The organism is Burkholderia sp. DN3021 (genome assembly GCF_049805555.1).
Classification (GTDB): Bacteria; Pseudomonadota; Gammaproteobacteria; order Burkholderiales; family Burkholderiaceae; genus Burkholderia; species Burkholderia pyrrocinia_C.
This window is the reverse complement of record NZ_JBNCAB010000115.1, coordinates 1-17,563: the sequence shown is the minus strand read 5'-3', so window position 1 is coordinate 17,563 and position 17,563 is coordinate 1. Positions and strand designations below refer to the sequence as shown.

General features: G+C 68.2%; 15 protein-coding genes. 13 read left to right on the top strand and 2 right to left on the bottom strand.

Annotated features, from left to right (window positions below):
* The 4 genes from ACPUER_RS33225 to ACPUER_RS33210 form a co-directional block, all read left to right on the top strand.
* Positions 1-890, top strand: an 890-nt coding sequence (locus ACPUER_RS33225; RefSeq protein ID WP_425133160.1) for a carbohydrate ABC transporter permease, incomplete at its 5' end; no start/stop codon positions are given.
* Positions 891-907: 17 nt separating this feature from the next.
* Positions 908-1,759, top strand: coding sequence for a carbohydrate ABC transporter permease (locus ACPUER_RS33220; protein WP_072439912.1), 852 nt, complete (start codon positions 908-910; stop codon positions 1,757-1,759).
* A 173-nt stretch (positions 1,760-1,932) separates the two neighbouring features.
* Positions 1,933-2,241, top strand: coding sequence for a DUF4258 domain-containing protein (locus tag ACPUER_RS33215; protein WP_175959894.1), 309 nt, complete (start codon positions 1,933-1,935; stop codon positions 2,239-2,241).
* 22 nt (positions 2,242-2,263) lie between these two features.
* Complete coding sequence (locus tag ACPUER_RS33210) at positions 2,264-2,734, top strand: hypothetical protein (RefSeq protein ID WP_175952757.1); 471 nt, start codon at positions 2,264-2,266, stop codon at positions 2,732-2,734.
* Positions 2,735-2,749: 15 nt separating this feature from the next.
* On the opposite strand, the gene glcC is transcribed toward ACPUER_RS33210, so the two are convergent.
* A complete protein-coding gene (gene glcC / locus ACPUER_RS33205; protein ID WP_425133159.1) occupies positions 2,750-3,520 on the bottom strand; it encodes a transcriptional regulator GlcC in 771 nt (256 codons plus the stop codon).
* A 224-nt stretch (positions 3,521-3,744) separates the two neighbouring features.
* Here glcC and glcD point away from each other — a divergent pair, with 224 nt between their 5' ends.
* From glcD to ACPUER_RS33165, 8 genes are all read left to right on the top strand, one after another.
* The gene (gene glcD / locus ACPUER_RS33200) at positions 3,745-5,244 is read left to right on the top strand and encodes a glycolate oxidase subunit GlcD (protein ID WP_425133158.1); all 1,500 of its coding nucleotides are present in this window, start codon (positions 3,745-3,747) and stop codon (positions 5,242-5,244) included.
* Complete coding sequence (gene glcE, locus ACPUER_RS33195) at positions 5,244-6,320, top strand: glycolate oxidase subunit GlcE (RefSeq protein WP_425133157.1); 1,077 nt, start codon at positions 5,244-5,246, stop codon at positions 6,318-6,320. The genes glcD and glcE overlap by 1 nt, the downstream gene beginning before the upstream one ends.
* Before the next feature lie 19 nt (positions 6,321-6,339).
* Positions 6,340-7,560 (top strand): glycolate oxidase subunit GlcF, encoded by a 1,221-nt coding sequence (glcF, locus tag ACPUER_RS33190; protein ID WP_425133156.1) that lies wholly within the window; start codon positions 6,340-6,342, stop codon positions 7,558-7,560.
* A gap of 20 nt (positions 7,561-7,580) precedes the next feature.
* Entirely contained in the window at positions 7,581-7,985 is a 405-nt protein-coding gene (locus ACPUER_RS33185) for a GlcG/HbpS family heme-binding protein (protein WP_072439899.1), read from the top strand.
* A 326-nt stretch (positions 7,986-8,311) separates the two neighbouring features.
* A complete protein-coding gene (locus ACPUER_RS33180) occupies positions 8,312-10,486 on the top strand; it encodes a malate synthase G (protein ID WP_425133155.1) in 2,175 nt (724 codons plus the stop codon).
* Positions 10,487-11,050: 564 nt separating this feature from the next.
* The gene (locus ACPUER_RS33175) at positions 11,051-12,616 is read left to right on the top strand and encodes a sensor domain-containing diguanylate cyclase (protein WP_425133154.1); all 1,566 of its coding nucleotides are present in this window, start codon (positions 11,051-11,053) and stop codon (positions 12,614-12,616) included.
* 174 nt (positions 12,617-12,790) lie between these two features.
* A complete protein-coding gene (locus ACPUER_RS33170; protein WP_425133153.1) occupies positions 12,791-14,173 on the top strand; it encodes a cache domain-containing protein in 1,383 nt (460 codons plus the stop codon).
* 32 nt (positions 14,174-14,205) lie between these two features.
* Positions 14,206-14,850, top strand: a complete 645-nt coding sequence (locus ACPUER_RS33165) for a response regulator (protein WP_034181525.1) — start codon at positions 14,206-14,208, stop codon at positions 14,848-14,850.
* An 84-nt stretch (positions 14,851-14,934) separates the two neighbouring features.
* Here the strand turns inward: ACPUER_RS33165 and ACPUER_RS33160 are convergent, their stop codons facing one another.
* Complete coding sequence (locus tag ACPUER_RS33160; protein WP_096473192.1) at positions 14,935-15,531, bottom strand: MlaC/ttg2D family ABC transporter substrate-binding protein; 597 nt, start codon at positions 15,529-15,531, stop codon at positions 14,935-14,937.
* 328 nt (positions 15,532-15,859) lie between these two features.
* Between ACPUER_RS33160 and ACPUER_RS33155 the strand changes: the two genes are divergently transcribed.
* Positions 15,860-17,563, top strand: a 1,704-nt coding sequence (locus ACPUER_RS33155) for an MMPL family transporter (RefSeq protein ID WP_425133152.1), incomplete at its 3' end; no start/stop codon positions are given.

Below are 17,563 nucleotides of genomic sequence, written 5' to 3'. Positions count from 1 at the left end.
GAGCATCCGCCGCCGCGCTGCCCGCGCGCCGCCCGTCGCCCGCGGTGCGGCGGCAACGGCGCGCCGCGTGGCTCTTTCTCGCACCGGCCTGCGCAATGGTTGCCGTCTATGTGATCTGGCCGATCCTGTCGACGCTGTGGCTGAGCCTGTACAACTGGGACGGGATGACCGAGCGCAGCTTCGTCGGGCTCGCGAACTATGCCGAGCTGCTGCACGCGCCGACGTTCTACACCGCGCTGCGCAACAACGTGATCTGGCTCGCGCTGTTCATGCTCGCGCCGCCGCTCGGCCTCGCGCTCGCGCTGTATCTCAATCAGGCGGTCGGCGGCATCCGGCTCGTGAAGTCGCTGTTCTTCGCGCCGTTCGTGCTGTCCGGCGTGGTCGTCGGCCTGATCTTCTCGTGGTTCTACGATCCGACCTTCGGGCTGCTCGCGCTGCTCGCCGGGCACGGCATCCCGGTGCTCGGCGACGCGCGCTACGCGACGCTCGGCATCGTATTCGCCGCGCTGTGGCCGCAAACGGCGTACTGCATGATCCTGTACCTGACCGGCCTCACGTCGGTCAACCCGGAACAGATCGAAGCGGCGCGGATGGAAGGCGCGCGCGGCTTCGCGCTGCTGTGGCACGTCGTGCTGCCGCAACTGCGGCCGACCACCTTCATGGCGATCGTCGTCACGGTGATCGGCGCGTTGCGCAGCTTCGACCTGATCTCGGTGATGACGAGCGGCGGCCCGTTCGAGAGTTCGACCGTGCTCGCGTATTACATGTACGACCAGGCGATCAAGTACTACCGGATCGGTTATTCCGCGTCGATCGCGGTCGTGCTGTTCGCGATCATGCTCGTCTACATCGTGTTCCAGTTGCGCCGCATGCTGCGCAACGAGCAATAACCCGACCGGTGGCCATCATGTTTCCGACTCCCGTTGCCCAATGGAAGCCCGTCTCGCGCCGGCTGTACAAGCTGTCGCTGCCCGTCGCGCTGCTGATCTGGCTGCTGCCGATGATCGCGGTGTTCGTCACGTCGGTGCGCTCGACCGAGGAACTGGTCGAAGGACACTACTGGGGCTGGCCGCGGCACTTCGCGATGGTCGAGAACTATCGCGACGCGCTGACGACGTCGCCGATGCTGCATTACTTCTGGAACAGCGTGCAGATCACCGTGCCGTCCGTGCTCGGCTCGATCGCGCTCGCGGCGATGGCCGGCTTCGCGCTCGCGACCTACCGGTTTCGCGGCAATACCGCGCTGTTCGGCACATTCGTCGCCGGCAACTTCGTGCCGGTGCAGGTGCTGATGATCCCGGTGCGCGACCTGTCGCTCCGGCTCGGCGTGTTCAACACCGTCGAAGCGCTGATCCTGTTCCACGTCGCGTTCCAGACCGGCTTCTGCACGCTGTTCCTGCGCAACTTCATCAAGCAGCTGCCGTTCGAGCTGATCGAGGCCGCGCGCATCGAGGGCGCGGGCGAATGGACGGTGTTCTGGCGGATCGTGCTGCCGCTGATCCGGCCCGCGCTCGCGGCGCTCGCGATCCTCGTGTTCACGTTCGTGTGGAACGACTACTTCTGGGCGCTGTGCCTCACGCAAGGCGACGAAGCCGCGCCGATCACCGCGGGCGTCGCGGCGCTGAAGGGGCAATGGACGACGTCGTGGAACCTCGTGTCGGCCGGCTCGATTCTTGCCGCGCTGCCGTCGGTCGCGATGTTCTTCGCGATGCAGAAGCATTTCGTCGCAGGGCTCACGTTCGGCGCGACGAAAGGCTGAACGCGCGCCGCCCGCGCTCACGCATCTCCTCCTCCGCATCGTGAGGTTGCCCGCTTCGGCGGGCTTTTTTTCGACTGCGTGACGCCAGGCGAACCGTGCCCAATAGCCAAAATTTATCCCCGACACTCAGCAAACAGCGTAAACTCCAACCTATCAAAATGATAGGTGTGCGATTGGGGCAACCATCCAAACGACAGCTTGAGAAGCACATCCGGGTATGTGCGGCCGTTTCAGCGAACATCGTGTTCGTCGGCCATGCACGCGACCGGATGCGGCAGCGGAAGATCAACGATCCGATGGTGCTGGAAACGCTGCGCAAGGGCGTCATCGTGAGCGAGCCTGAACCGGACATGCGGGCATCGGGCCTGCGCTGTGTGATGGAGCGGTATGTGTCGGGCGTCAATGTCGGCGTGGCCGTACTCGTGGATCATCCTGCTCCTCACCTCACGGTGATCACCGTGATGGAAGTCACCAAACGCTGAATTGACGCACCAAGGGGCTGATATGTATCACTACACCGACGGTGGCCTGAAAAATGTATGGCTGACGAACGGATATACGCTGCACAAGACACCCTATGGCGACGGTGTGTCCATCAACGATCTGGACGGACTCTGCACCGCAATCTGTCTCGCGCTCGCGAAAAAAGCCGCTCCGCTCACGGGGGTCGAGTTTCGGTATGTGCGCAGCGCCGGCCTGATGCAATCGCAGAGCGGACTGGCCAAGCTGCTCGGCAACAACGAGCAGGCGGTCGCCCGCTGGGAGAAGTCGGGCAAAGTGCCGCGCTGGGCCGACAAACTGGTTCGCCTGCTGTACCTCGCACACGCGGACGGCAATGTTCCTATCGCGTCGGCAATCGAGCGCATCAACGCGATCGAGCGTGCAGAAAAACAGCGAATCGTGCTGAAAGAAGCCAAGTCCGGCTGGGCATCCAGGCTCGAAGCGCAGGACGATGCCGACTGCACGGCCACCTGACAAAAACCAACGCGCCTAAGTCCACCCCTCGAGCCGCAACGTCGAACGCACGAGCCGCTGCTCCTCCTGCTCGATCTCGCGCAGATACTCGACGCACTGGCGGATATGTTCGCTCGCGGCCTTGCGCGCCTGCTCGGGCAGCCGCCCAGTGACCGCGTTGTAGAGCCGCGCATGCTGGCGGTCGATCTGCTTCTTCAGCGGTTCGCGGTGATAGAGGTTGTTCACCGATGCGAACACCGAACTGAGCAGCAGGTCGGTCAGCGACTGCAGCGTGTTGACGAGCACGGGGTTGTGCGACGCCTCGCAGATCGCGAGATGGAACGCGTGATCGAGCTTAGCGCGCGCGGCGGGGTCGAGATCCTGCGCGTCGGCCGCCGTCATTTCGTCGTAGCGGCGCCTGATCAGGATGAAATCGGCCGACGTGCCGCGCAGCGCGGCGAGTCGCGCGGCCTCGGCCTCGAGCATCCCGCGTACCTCGAACAGGTCGTACAGCGTGCGCGGCTGCGAGCCGAGCAGATGCATCATCGGCGTGATTTCGCGCTGCGGGGTCAGGCTCGCGACGAACGAACCCTTGCCGTGCATCGTGTCGATGATCCCGCGCGCGTGCAGCAGCTTCATCCCTTCGCGCACGGCCGTGCGCGACACACCGAGCTTCTCGGTCAGCCGCCGCTCGGACGGCAGCGCCTGCCCGGCCTTCAGCACGCCGTCGACGATCAGCTTCTCGATCCGCTCGGCGACGACGTCGGCCACGCGCCGCGCCGGCCCCTCTCGATCCTGCATTTCCATACTGGTACGACCACTTTGGACGGATATCGGCGATTTTCTCACAAACCCTTGTCCTGATTCGGGTTTCTGGTTCTCCGCATGGCGGCTTTCGGGTGCCTTCATAAAAACTGGTACGACCACATGGAAGACGTCTGGACAGGCGCGCCCGGCCCGCCAAGAATCCCGTCCATCCGGCGTGTCGCGCATCGCGCGGCCGCCCGCATGGTGGAGACGGAGACAGACAGATGAGTTTCATCTATGACGAACGGATCGACGGCCCGCTGGCGACCGTCGGCCGCGACACGCTCGTCGCCGCGCTGCATGCGGCGGCGCCCGGCCTCGACGTGCTGCACGAACGCGAGGCGCTCAAGCCGTTCGAATGCGACGGCCTCGCCGCGTACCGCACGGTGCCGCTCGCGGTCGTGCTGCCCGACACGGTCGAGCAGGTGTGCGCGGTGCTGCGCGTCGCGGCCGCGCACAGCGTGCCGGTGGTGGCGCGCGGCGCGGGCACGGGGCTGTCGGGCGGCGCGATGCCGCTCGAAAAAGGCATCCTGCTCGTGATGGCGAAGTTCAACCGGATCCTCGACATCGACCCCGACGCCGGCACCGCGCGCGTGCAGCCCGGCGTGCGCAACCTCGCGATCTCGCAGGCGGCCGCGCCGCACGGCCTCTACTACGCGCCCGATCCGTCGTCGCAGATCGCGTGCTCGATCGGCGGCAACGTCGCCGAAAACGCGGGCGGCGTGCACTGCCTGAAATACGGGCTCACGGTGCACAACATCCTGAAGGTCGAGATCCTGACGATCGATGGCGACACGCTCACGCTCGGCGCCGATGCGCTCGATGCACCGGGCTTCGACCTGCTCGCGCTGTTCACCGGCTCCGAAGGCATGCTCGGCATCGTCACCGAAGTCACCGTGAAGCTGCTGCCAAAACCGCCGTGCGTGAAGGTGCTGATGGCCAGCTTCGACGACGTCGCCGAGGCCGGCGCGGCGGTCGCGCGGATCATCGGCGCGGGCGTGATTCCCGGCGGCCTCGAGATGATGGACAACCTCGCGATCCGCGCGGCCGAGGATTTCATCCACGCGGGCTATCCGGTCGACGCGCAGGCGATCCTGCTGTGCGAGCTCGACGGCGCGGCGAGCGACGTCGACGAGGATGCAGAACGCGTCGCCACGCTGCTGCGCGACGCGGGCGCAACCGAGATCCGCGTCGCACGCGACGAGGCCGAGCGGCAGCGCTTCTGGGCCGGTCGCAAGAACGCGTTCCCCGCGGTCGGCCGCATGTCTCCCGACTACTACTGCATGGACGGCACGATCCCGCGCCGCGAGCTGCCGCGCGTGCTCGAAGGGATCGCCGCGCTGTCCGCCGAATACGGGCTGCCGGTCGCGAACGTGTTCCATGCGGGCGACGGCAACATGCACCCGCTGATCCTGTTCGACGCGAACCGGCCCGGCGAGCTCGACCGCGCGGAAGCGCTCGGCGGAAGGATCCTCGAGCTGTGCGTCGCGGCGGGCGGCAGCATCACCGGCGAGCACGGCGTCGGGCGCGAGAAGATCAACCAGATGTGCGTGCAGTTCAACGCCGACGAAATCACGTTCTTCCACGCAGTGAAGGCCGCATTCGATCCGCAGGGGCTGCTCAATCCCGGCAAGAACATCCCGACGCTGCACCGCTGCGCCGAATTCGGCGCGATGCACGTCCATCACGGCAAGCTGCCGTTTCCCGAACTGGAGCGCTTCTGATGCGACGCGAAATCGAATCGATCGACGACAGCACGGCGCTCGTCGCCCAGGTTGACGCCGCGCTCAGCGACCGCCAGCCGCTGCACATCCGCGGCGCCGGCTCCAAGGCGTTCCTCGGCCGCCCCGTCGAAGGCCGCACACTCGACGTGCGCACGCATCGCGGCGTCGTCGCGTACGACCCGACCGAGCTCGTCGTCACCGCGCGCGCGGGCACGCCGCTCGCCGATCTCGAAGCGATGCTCGATTCGGCCGGCCAGATGCTGCCGTGCGAGCCGCCCGCGTTCGGCGGCGCGGCAACGGTCGGCGGGATGTTCGCGGCGGCGCTGTCGGGGCCGCGCCGCCCGTGGGTCGGCGCGGTGCGCGACTTCGTGCTCGGCTGCCGCGTGATCACGGGCCGCGCGAAGCACCTGCGCTTCGGCGGTGAGGTGATGAAGAACGTCGCGGGCTACGACGTGTCGCGGCTGCTCGCCGGCAGCTTCGGCTGTCTCGGCGTCGTGACCGAAGTGTCGCTGAAAGTGCTGCCGAAACCGCGCGCGACGTGCGATCTCGCGTTGCCGCTCGCTCCCGGCGAAGCCGTGCAGCGCGTCGCCGCGTGGCGGCGCGCGGGGCTGCCGCTCGCGGGCGCGTGCCACGCGGACGGTGTGCTGCGCGTGCGGATCGAAGGCGGCGAGGGCTCGGTGAAGGCCGCGCGCGACACGATCGGCGGCGACCGGATGGACGACATCGACGACGCGTTCTGGGCACGGTTGCGCGATCTCGCGCTGCCGTTCTTCGACGATCCGCGCCCGCTGTGGCGCGTATCGGTGCCGGCCGCCGCGCCGCTCGACGCGTGGCCCGGCGCGCTGCTCGCCGACTGGGGCGGCGCCCAGCGCTGGCTGAAAAGCGATGCCGCGCCGACCGACGTGCAGCGGCTTGCCGCGCAATGGGGCGGCCACGCGACCTGCTTCACGCCGGGCACGACGCACGAGCCGTTCCAGCCGCTGCCGCGCGCGCTGCTGCGCGTGCATCGGCAACTCAAGGCGCAACTCGACCCGCACGCGATCTTCAATCCCGGGCGCCTGTACGCCGACCTCTGACCTTCGAAGCGACCCGCCGATGCAAACCAATCTCAGCGAAGCAAGCAAGGCCCTCGCCCGGGCCGACGAAGCGGAAGCGATCCTGCGCGCGTGCGTGCACTGCGGCTTCTGCAATGCGACCTGCCCGACCTACCAGGTGCTCGGCAACGAGCTCGACGGGCCGCGCGGCCGCATCTACCTGATCAAGCAACTGCTCGAAGGCGAGCCGTGCGGCGAGCGCACGCAGCAGCATCTCGACCGCTGCCTGACCTGCCGCAACTGCGAGACGACCTGCCCGTCCGGCGTGCGCTACCACACGCTGCTCGACATCGGCCGCGCGGAAGCCGAGAAGCGCGCGCAGCGTCCCGCGCGCGAGCGCCTGCTGCGCGCGGGGCTGCGTCACGTGGTGCCGCGCCCGGCGACGTTCGCCGCGTTATTGAAGGCCGGCCGCGCACTGCGCCCGCTGCTGCCCGGCGCGCTGCAGGACAAGATCCCGGCCGCCGTGCCCGCGGCCGCGCCGCGCCCGGCCGTGCGTCACGCGCGGCGCGTGCTGATGCTCGAAGGCTGCGTGCAGCCCGCGCTGTCGCCGAACACCAATGCGGCCGCCGCGCGCGTGCTCGACCGGCTCGGCATCAGCGTGAGCCCGGCGCGCGAGGCCGGCTGCTGCGGCGCGACCGAATATCACCTGAACGCGCAGGATGCGGGCCTCGCCCGCGCACGCCGCAACATCGACGCATGGTGGCCCGCGATCGAAGCCGGCGCGGAAGCGATCGTGCTGACGGCGAGCGGCTGCGGCGCGTTCGTCAAGGAATACGGCGACCTGCTGCGCTCCGACCCCGTCTATGCAGAGAAGGCGCGGCGCGTCAGCGCGCTCGCGCGCGATCTCGCCGAGGTGATCGCGGCCGAGCCGCTCGACGAGCTGGCCGACGCGACGCCGCGCCGCGTCGCGGTCCACTGCCCGTGCACGCTGCAGCACGCGCAGCGCCTCGGCGGCGCGGTTGAAAGCATCCTGACGCGGCTCGGCTTCGATCTGACGAATGTCGCCGACGGCCACCTTTGCTGCGGCTCGGCCGGCACGTATTCGCTGACGCAGCCCGCACTCGCGACGCAACTGCGCGACAACAAGCTCGACGCGCTGGAAGCCGTGCGGCCGGACCTGATTGTCACGGCCAACGTCGGCTGCCAGACTCACCTGAACGGCGCGGGCCGCACGCCCGTGCGCCACTGGATCGAGCTCGTCGACAACCGACTGATCAACTGACCTGGTTCCGGAGGACATCCATGCAGACGAAACCCGAACTCGAACTCGCCGATGCCGACCGCATGCTCGCCGCCGCCCGCGCGGAGGCGGAACGCCACGGCTGGGCCGTGTCGATCGCCGTCGTCGACGACGGCGGCCACCTGCTCGCGTTCGCGCGGCTGAACGGCGCATCGCCGGCCAGCTCGACCATCGCGCAGGACAAGGCGCGCGCGGCGGCGCTCGGCCGTCGCGAGACGAAGGCTTATGAGGATATGATCAACGGTGGCCGCACCGCGTTTCTCAGCGTGCCGCTGACGGGGTTGCTCGAAGGCGGCGTGCCGGTCACGGTCGGCGGCCGGATTGCGGGCGCGATCGGCGTGTCTGGCGTAAAGTCCGAGCAGGACGCGCAGATCGCCCGCGCCGGCACACAAAGCGTCGCGACATAGGAGGGCCTGTTCACGCTAATAACGGGCTTGCGCTGGCCACCAGAAGGGCCGAGCGCAAGGATTGCGACGAAGCGAATACTCGACGTATTCGCAAGGAGCACGACGCAGCGATCGGCCCTTCTGGTGGCCAGCCCCACAAATTATTTTTTCCGATCAGGGGAACGAGCCTTGCCGGCCGCATTGCGGCGTCGCGCGTCGCTTGTTTGGCTCGGCCAAACGGCGCTCCTTGCTCCTTGCACTGCGGCCGGCAAGGCTCGTTCGCAAGCCCGTTATTAGCGTGAACAGGCCCTCTAGCCGCGCGCGCATTTTTCCCCGGGAGGATAACGATGATCGACCAAGCAGGACTGCAAGTCGCGCCAGCGCTGAGCCAGTTCATTGAAAACGAAGCGCTGCCGGGCACCGGCATCGACAAGGCCGCATTCTGGAGCGGTTTCTCGGCCCTGGTGCACGATCTGGCGCCGCGCAGCCGCGAACTGCTCGCGGAACGCGACCGTCTGCAGCAGGAACTCGACACCTGGCACCGCGCGCACCCCGGCCCCGTGCGCGACCACGCCGCTTATCGCGCGTTCCTCGAAAAAATCGGCTACCTCGTACCGGTCCCGTCGAACGTCGCGGCAGCCACCGCGAACGTCGACAGCGAGATCGCCACGCAGGCCGGCCCGCAACTCGTCGTGCCGCTGTCGAACGCGCGTTATGCGCTGAACGCCGCGAACGCCCGCTGGGGCAGCCTGTACGACGCGCTGTACGGCACCGACGCGCTGCCCGAGGACGGCGGCGCCGAACGCACCGCGACCTACAACCCGACGCGCGGCCAGCGCGTGATCGACTACGCGCGCAACGTGCTCGACAACGCGGCGCCGCTCGCGAGCGGCTCGCACCGCGAGGCGCTGCGCTACCGCGTGCAGGACGGCCAGCTCGCCGTCGAAACCGCGAAGGGTGTCGTGCATCTCGCGCAGCCGGCGCTGTTCGCCGGCTATCAGGGCACGGCCGACGCGCCGTCCGCGATCCTGCTGAAGCACAACGGCCTGCACATCGAGATCCAGATCGATGCGTCGACGCCGATCGGCCGCGCCGATCTCGCGAACGTGAAGGACGTCGTGCTCGAAGCAGCGGTCAGCACGATCATCGACTGCGAGGATTCGGTCGCGGCGGTCGACGCCGACGACAAGGTCCAGCTCTACCGCAACTGGCTCGGCCTGATGCAGGGCACGCTGGTCGAGGAAGTCGCGAAGGGCGGCAAAAGCTTCACGCGCCGCCTGAACGCCGACCGCGACTACACGACGCCCGACGGCGGCACGCTGTCGCTGCACGGCCGCTCGCTGCTGTTCGTGCGCAACGTCGGCCACCTGATGACCAACGGCGCGGTGCTCGACCGCGACGGCAACGAGATTCCGGAAGGAATCCTCGACGGCGTCGTCACGACGCTGTGCGCGCTGCACGACCTGAAGGCGAAGCGCAACTCGCGCACGGGCTCGATCTACATCGTGAAGCCGAAGATGCACGGCCCGGTCGAAGTCGCGTTCGCCGATACGCTGTTCGCGCGCATCGAGGATCTGTACGGCCTGCCGCGCAACACGCTGAAGATGGGCATCATGGACGAGGAGCGCCGCACCAGCGTGAACCTCGCCGCGTGCATCGCGGCCGCCGCCGCGCGGGTCGCGTTCATCAACACCGGCTTCCTCGACCGCACCGGCGACGAGATGCACACCGCGATGGAAGCAGGCCCGATGATCCGCAAGGGCGACATGAAGTCGTCGGCCTGGATCACGTCGTACGAGCGCAACAACGTGCTCGCGGGCCTGTCGGCCGACCTGCGCGGCCGCGCGCAGATCGGCAAGGGCATGTGGGCGATGCCGGACCTGATGCACGCGATGCTCGAGCAGAAGATCGCGCATCCGCGCGCGGGTGCGAACACTGCGTGGGTGCCGTCGCCGACCGCCGCGACGCTGCACGCGCTGCACTACCACCTCGTCGACGTGCAGGCCGTCCAGCAGGAGCTCGAAAAGACGCCGTACGCGAGCGAGCGCGACGCGCTGCTCGAAGGCCTGCTGACCGTGCCGGTCGTCGAGCGTGCCGAATGGAGCGAAGACGAGATCCTGAGCGAGGTCGAGAACAACGCGCAGGGCATCCTCGGCTACGTCGTGCGCTGGGTCGAACAGGGCGTCGGCTGCTCGAAGGTGCCCGACATCCACAACGTCGGCCTGATGGAAGACCGCGCGACGCTGCGCATTTCGAGCCAGCACATCGCGAACTGGCTGCGCCACGGCGTGATCACCGAGGCCTTCGTGCTCGACGTGTTCAAGCGGATGGCGCGCGTCGTCGACCAGCAGAACGCCGGCGACCCGAACTATCGCCCGATGGCGCCCGGCTACGACCAGTCGACCGCGTTCAAGGCCGCGTGCGCGCTCGCGCTGCAGGGCACGTCGCAGCCGAGCGGCTATACCGAGCCGCTGCTGCATCGGTTCCGGCTCGCGTTCAAGGCGCAACAGCACGGCGCCTGAGCATGCGCATGCGGGCCCGTCCCGCATGCCGGCTCCGCGAAACGGGCGGCCCTCATCGCCGCCCGTTTTCATTTTTACGTTCGCGCGGCCGTTGAAACCGTATGTTGAAACCGATAATCGGAACATATCGCGCGCTTTCAAGTTTCGCGTGCGCCGGCCGTTAATCCGTCTGAATCGGCGGCCGTACGCGGCACGCCGCGCCCGCCACGCGGCAAAACCTTGCGCAGTAACGCTCTGCCCGATATTTGCAAGCCCGGGATTGCACGGTAATGTGACCCCGATCAACGGGTCGCAACATTTTCCGCGCACGCGAATGCGCACGTTATACTCCGTTGAATCCGCGCCGCCCGATTCGTCGGATCGTCGAATCGCGGCAGATGCCGCCAATGAATGCATGATTTACCGGTATATCTGGTCGCGATTACCGATAATCGGTGTCCATTTTCTCCGCCGGGCGGAAAGAAGGCGCCGGAAGAGGGCCGCGCACCGGATCGCTGCCGACACGTCATACGAACAATCGCATCGGCCCGCCGCCTGGCGACGATGCCCATCGATCCACGGACCATGGCAGAAACCGACTACGCAATGCCCAGCGAATCCGGCCGGACAAGCCGTGTCGCCGCTCATCTGCGCCGGTTCCTGCTGCCGCACCTGATCTTCTATACGGGGCTGCTGATCGCGCTGCTCCTTCTGTTCCTGTGCGGAATCGTGCTGTACGAAGGCCGCATCGACGCGCGCGACCGCTCGCGCACGATGCAGCAGAACCTCGCGCTGATGGCGTCGTGGGACATCGAGCGCAACATCGAGATCTATTCGCTGTCGCTGCAGGCCGTCGTCGAAGGCGCGAACGACCCCGCGGTCATCGCGCTGCCGATGCCGCTGCGCCGCCAGGTGCTGTTCGACCGCGCGACGACGGCCAAGTACCTCGGCGGCATCTACGTGCTCGACGCAAAGGGCGACATCGCGGTCGACGGCAAGGGCGACGTGCCGCGCAAGGCCAACTTCGGCAACGAGCCGTACTTCACCGTGCATCGCGACCGGCCCGACGTCGGCCTGTACGTCAGCCCCCCGTACCATTCGCGGCTGCGCGACGGCTCGCCGAGCATCGCGCTCAGCCGGCGGATCACGAAGCCCGACGGGTCGTTCGGCGGCGTCGCGGTGATGTCGATCCGGCTCGAATATTTCCAGAACCTGTTCTCGCGCCTGTCGCTCGGCGACCGCGGCTCGGTCGCGCTGATCAACACGCGCGGCCTGATGCTCGCGCGCGAACCGTACGACCCGAAGATCGTCGGCCGCGACATCAGCCGCGCCAGCACGTTCCGGCATTTCATGACCGCCAGCGAAGGCAGCTTCGCCGACACCGCGACGATCGACGGCGTGCGGCGCCTGTACGTGTTCCGGCACCTCGATCACCTGCCGCTCATCGTCATGGTCGCGCGCTCGGAAGCGGACACCTACGCCGCGTGGTACGACCGTGCGATTCCGATCGGCTCCGCGATGGTCGCGCTCGCGATCGGCTTCGTCGGCCTGTCGCTGCTGCTCGACGTGCAGCTGCGCAAGCGCCATCGCGCGGAAACCGAGCTGCAGGCGCTCGCGCGCACCGATGGCCTCACCGGCCTCGACAACCGCCGGATGCTCGACGTCACGCTCGCGCGCGAATGGCGCCGCGCCGCGCGCTCGCAGCATGCGCTGTCGCTGCTGTTCATCGACGTCGATTACTTCAAGCGCTACAACGACACGCAGGGCCACCAGGCCGGCGACGACGCGCTCGCCGCGGTCGGCCATTGCATCGGCGGCTGCCTGCGCCGCCCGGCCGACTATGCGGCGCGCTACGGCGGCGAGGAGTTCGTCGTGGTGCTGCCCGACGTCGACACCGACGGCGCGGTGACGATCGCCGAGACGATCCGCACGGGCATCCTCGATCTCGGCATCCGGCACGACGCCGGCACGGCCGGCCGCCTGACGGTCAGCATCGGCGTGACGACGAGCTATCCCGAACTCGACGACGACATGCAGGCCGCGCTGAAGCTCGCCGACGATGCGCTGTATCGCGCGAAGGAAGGCGGGCGCAACCGCATCGTCGTACTGACGGCCGCATCTCCCGACAATCTCGAGTCGCGGCGGGCCTGAGCGCCCGGGCACCCGAGCCGCGGCGGGGCAGCCGCCTGGTCGCAGCCGCCCACGTGCAAAATCGCCGACAATGTCGGCTCGATACGCCGCCGCGCGGCTGACGCGCCCGGCCGGCCCACGGCTGGCCGGCCGCACCTAGCCGGCCGCACCGGTTCACGGCCGCTTCGCACCACCATGAGACTCAAGGCAAAGATCTTCCTTCTGGCCATCGTGCCGTTCCTGCTCGCGATCGCCGGCATCGGCTTCGGCGTGCGCCAGCAGGCGACGTCGCTCGCGCGCACGCAGCACGCGACGATCCAGGCCGCGTACCTGTCGAGCAAGGAAGTCGAGCTGAAGCACTACGTCGAGCTCGCGACGAGCGCGATCATGCCGCTCTACGACGCGAGCGGCCGCAATGCGCGCGACGACGCGCTGCTGCGCACGCAGGCGCTCGCGATGCTGCAGAAGATGGATTTCGGGCCCGACGGCTATTTCTTCGTGTACGACCTGCACGGCAATTCGCTGATGCATCCGCGCGAGCCCGAGCGCGTGGGTCACAACTTCTGGTCGATGCGCGACCCGCAGGGCGCGCTGACGATCCAGAAGCTGATCGGCGCGGCGTCGCACGGCGGCGGCTACGTGCGCTACGCATGGCAGCGGCCGTCGACGGGCCGCGTCGCGCCGAAGCTCGGCTACGTCGTCGCGCTCGAACGCTGGGGCTGGATGGTCGGCACGGGCATCTATCTCGACGACGTCGACACCGCGCTGCAGCGCATCGACGCGCGCGCGTCCGCGAACATCGAGCGCACGATGAGCTGGCTCACCGCGATCGCGCTCACCGGCGCGGCGGCGATCGCCGTGTGCGCGCTGGTGCTGAACGTCAGCGAGTCGCGCAGCGCCGACGCGAAGCTCAAGCTGCTCGCGCAGCGCGTCGTCGAATCGCAGGAGCAGGAACGCGCGCGGCTGTCGCGCGAACTGCACGACGGGATCAGCCAGATGATGGTGTCCGCGAAGCTGATGCTCGAATCCGCGCTCGCGCGCTTCGAACGCGGCACGTCGCGCGTGCCCGAGGCCGAGCAGGCGCTCGTGTCGGGCGTCGGGCGGCTCGGCGATACGCTGCGCGAAGTACGGCGCATCTCGCATGCGCTGCGTCCGTCGATGCTCGACGATCTCGGCCTCGCGGCCGCGCTCGAGCAGCTGGTCCGCGAACTCGGCGCCGAAAGCGGCATCGACATCGGCTATACGCAGGTCGCGCACAGCGGCATGCGGCCGCTGCCCGAGGCCGTCAACACCGCGCTGTTCCGGATCGCGCAGGAAGCGCTCAGCAACATCGTGCATCATGCGCAGGCGTCGCGCGCGGCCGTCACGCTCGACATCGGCGCCCAATCCGTCACGCTGACCATCGCCGACAACGGCTGCGGCTTCGACGCCGAACGCTCGCAGGCCGACGCGCGCCGCGGCATCGGCCTGCGCAACATGCGCGAACGCCTCGACGCGCTCGGCGGCATGCTGACGATCACGTCGCAGGTCGGCCACACGATCGTCGCCGCGCGCGTGCCGCTGCGCAGCGCCGCGTGAAGACACGCCCCATAACAGGAGACCTTTGACGCATGAGCGCCCCCGACACCGCCCGGCCCGCCGCCCGACTGCTGCTCGTCGACGATCACCCGCTCGTGCGCGACGGCTTGCGGATGCGGCTCGAAGCGGCCGACCTGTCCGTGGTCGGCGAGGCCGGCAACGCCGACGAGGCGCTCGCGCTCGCCGCGTCGCTCGAACCCGATCTCGCGCTGATGGACGTCGGCATGAACGGGATGAACGGCATCACGCTCGCGGGCGTGTTCCACGAGCGTTTCCCCGGCATCCGCGTGCTGATGCTGTCGATGCACGACAACCTCGAATACGTGACGCAGGCCGTGCGTGCCGGCGCGAGCGGCTACCTGCTGAAGGATTCGCCCGCGAGCGAGATCGTCCGCGCGATCGGCGCGGTGCTGGCCGGGCAGACGTTCTTCAGCGAAGGCCTCGCCGCGCGAATGATCCACGCGAGCGCGACCGCGTCGCCGCTCGATCGCCTGACGCCGCGCGAACGCGACATTCTCGATGCGCTGGCCGAGGGGTTGTCGAGCAAGCAGATCGCGCAGCAGACGGGGCTGTCGGTGCGCACGGTCGAAACGCACCGGCTCAATCTGAAGCGCAAGCTCGAGATCGAAGGGCAGGCCGAGCTGATCAAGTTCGCGGTCGAGCATCGGCGGCGGTAGGGTAGCGCGACACCGCGATCCGCAACGAAAAAGGGCGCCCGTGGCGCCCTTCATGCATCCGGACTGCGAGCCGCGCCGCGGCCGTCAGTTCGTCCGCGAATTGTGCTTCTGCAGATACGCGATCAGCCCGGCGATCCCGCCCGACGCGAGCTGGCTCTTGAACTGGCCCTGGTAGACCTGGATCAGCCACGCGCCCGACATGTCGATGTCGTAGATCTTCCAGTCGTTGCCGACCTTGCCGAGACGATAGCCGACCGACTGGCTGTCGCCCGGCGTCGTCACCGTCGACTGCACGAGCGCGTCGGCGCCCGACGCGCCGCCGGCCTTGAACGAGAACTTCGCGTCCTGGCCGCCGAGCTGCGCGAGCGACGCGGCGTAGGTGCGCGTCATCAGCAGCCTGAACTGCTTGTACAGCTCCTGCTGCTGTTCCGGCGTCGCCTGTTTCCACGCGTCGCCGACGGCGATGCGGGTCGTGCGCTCGAAGTTGGTCGCGGGCAGGAAGCGCTGCTCGACGACCTGCGTGACTTTCGCCATGTCGCCGCCGCGTGCGGCCGGATCCGCCTTCATCGCGGTGACGGTGCCCTCGACCGCATTGCGGACGATATCGACCGGCGCGCTCTGCGCGAAAGCGGAAACCGACACGGCGGCGGCCGCGACGAAAGCAAACAGATGACGTTTCATACGATTATTCGCACTCGATGGGAAAAAACGACCGGCTCCTTGCAGCGGCCGGTGCAGCAAAGTATACCGGGCCTGACGCCCGGCTGCCGCGCCGTGACCGACTGTTACCTTTCAACTGCATTTGTCACAGGCGCGGGCGACGGCACGGCGAGACGGTGCGGCGCCGATTATGTAAATATCCCCTTACAAAACAGCCGACCACCGGTACCGATTCCGCCGCCGCGAACAAATCTCCTTCCCGCCCCGAAACCCGCAACGTCACGTCAGTCGCCACGCCGCGCCGGTATACTTGGCTACTTTGCCCTTGCCAGCCGCTCCCCACCGCCACATGGTGACATCTCTCATCGTCCGACTCGTTGCGTGGTCGGTGCGCCGTCCCGTCTGGGTCGTCGTCCTGTCGCTCGTCATCGCTGCCCTCAGCGGTGTCTACGTCGCGCAGCATTTCAAGATCAATACCGACATCAGCAAGCTCGTCGATGCGGAACCGCAATGGGCTGCGCTCGGCCAGGCCGTCGATAAAGCGTTCCCGCAACGCAACGGCACGATCCTCGCGGTCGTCGAGGCGCCCGCGCCCGAATTCGCGAATGCCGCCGCGCATGCGCTGACCGAAGCGCTGCAGAAGCAGGCCGAAGCCGGTCGCATCGGCCAGGTCGCCGAGCCCGGCGGCGGGCCGTTCTTCGAGCACAACGGGCTGCTGTTCCTGTCGCCGCAGGAAGTCTCCGATACGACGTCGCAGCTCGCGAGCGCGCGCCCGCTCGTCAACGAACTCGCGAAGAACCCGAGCCTGACCGGGCTCGCGACGACGCTGGCCACCACGCTCGGCCAGCCGCTCCTGACCGGCCAGGTGAAACTGCCGGCGATGGCGAAGCTGCTCGCGCGCAGCGCCGCGACGGTCGACGACGTGCTGGCCGGCAAGCCGGCCGCGTTCTCGTGGCGCGCGCTGGTCGACAGCGATGCCGCGCGGCAGCCCGCGCGCGCATTCGTCACCGTGCAGCCCGTGGTCAACTACGGCGCGCTGAAGGCCGGCGCGGAAACCAGCCAGGTGATCCGCGACGCTGCCCGTTCGCTCGACCTCGAAAAGCGCTACGGCGCGGCCGTGCGCCTGACCGGCGAACAGCCGCTCGCCGACGACGAATTCGCATCGGTCGAGGACGGCGCGGCGCTCAACGGCGCGCTCACGCTGCTCGCCGTGCTCGTCATCCTGTGGCTTGCGCTGCGCTCGAAGCGGATGATCGGCTCGGTGCTCGTCACGCTGTTCGTCGGCCTCGTCGTGACCGCCGCGCTCGGCCTCGCGATGGTCGGCTCGCTGAACATGATCTCGGTCGCGTTCATGGTGCTGTTCGTCGGCCTCGGCGTCGATTTCTCGATCCAGTACGGCGTGAAGTACCGCGAGGAACGCTTCCGCGACCAGCGCATCGATCACGCGCTGATCGGCGCCGCGCACTCGATGGGCATGCCGCTCGCGCTGGCCACGGCGGCCGTCGCGGCGAGCTTCTTCTCGTTCATCCCCACCGCCTATCGCGGCGTGTCCGAACTCGGCCTGATCGCGGGCGTCGGGATGTTCGTCGCGCTGCTGACCACGCTCACGCTGCTGCCCGCGCTGCTGCGCCTGTTCGCGCCGCCGGGCGAATCGAAGACGCCGGGCTTCCCGTGGCTCGCGCCGGTCGACGATTTCCTCGATCGCCATCGCAAGCCGATCCTGATCGGCACGCTCGCGGTCGTGATCGGCGCGCTGCCGCTGCTCGCGTTCCTGCGCTTCGACTTCAACCCGCTGCACCTGAAGGATCCGAACAGCGAATCGATGGCGACGCTGCTCGCGCTGAAGGATTCGCCCGAAGCGGCCGTCAACGACGTCACGCTGCTCGCGCCGTCGCTCGCCGAAGCCGATGCGGCCGCGAAGCGTCTCGACGCGCTGCCCGAAGTCGGCCGCACGACCACCCTGTCGACCTTCATCCCCGCCGACCAGCCGGCCAAGCGCGCGGCGATCGCCGCGGCCGCGGGCGACCTGCTGCCCGCGCTGACGCAGCCGCCC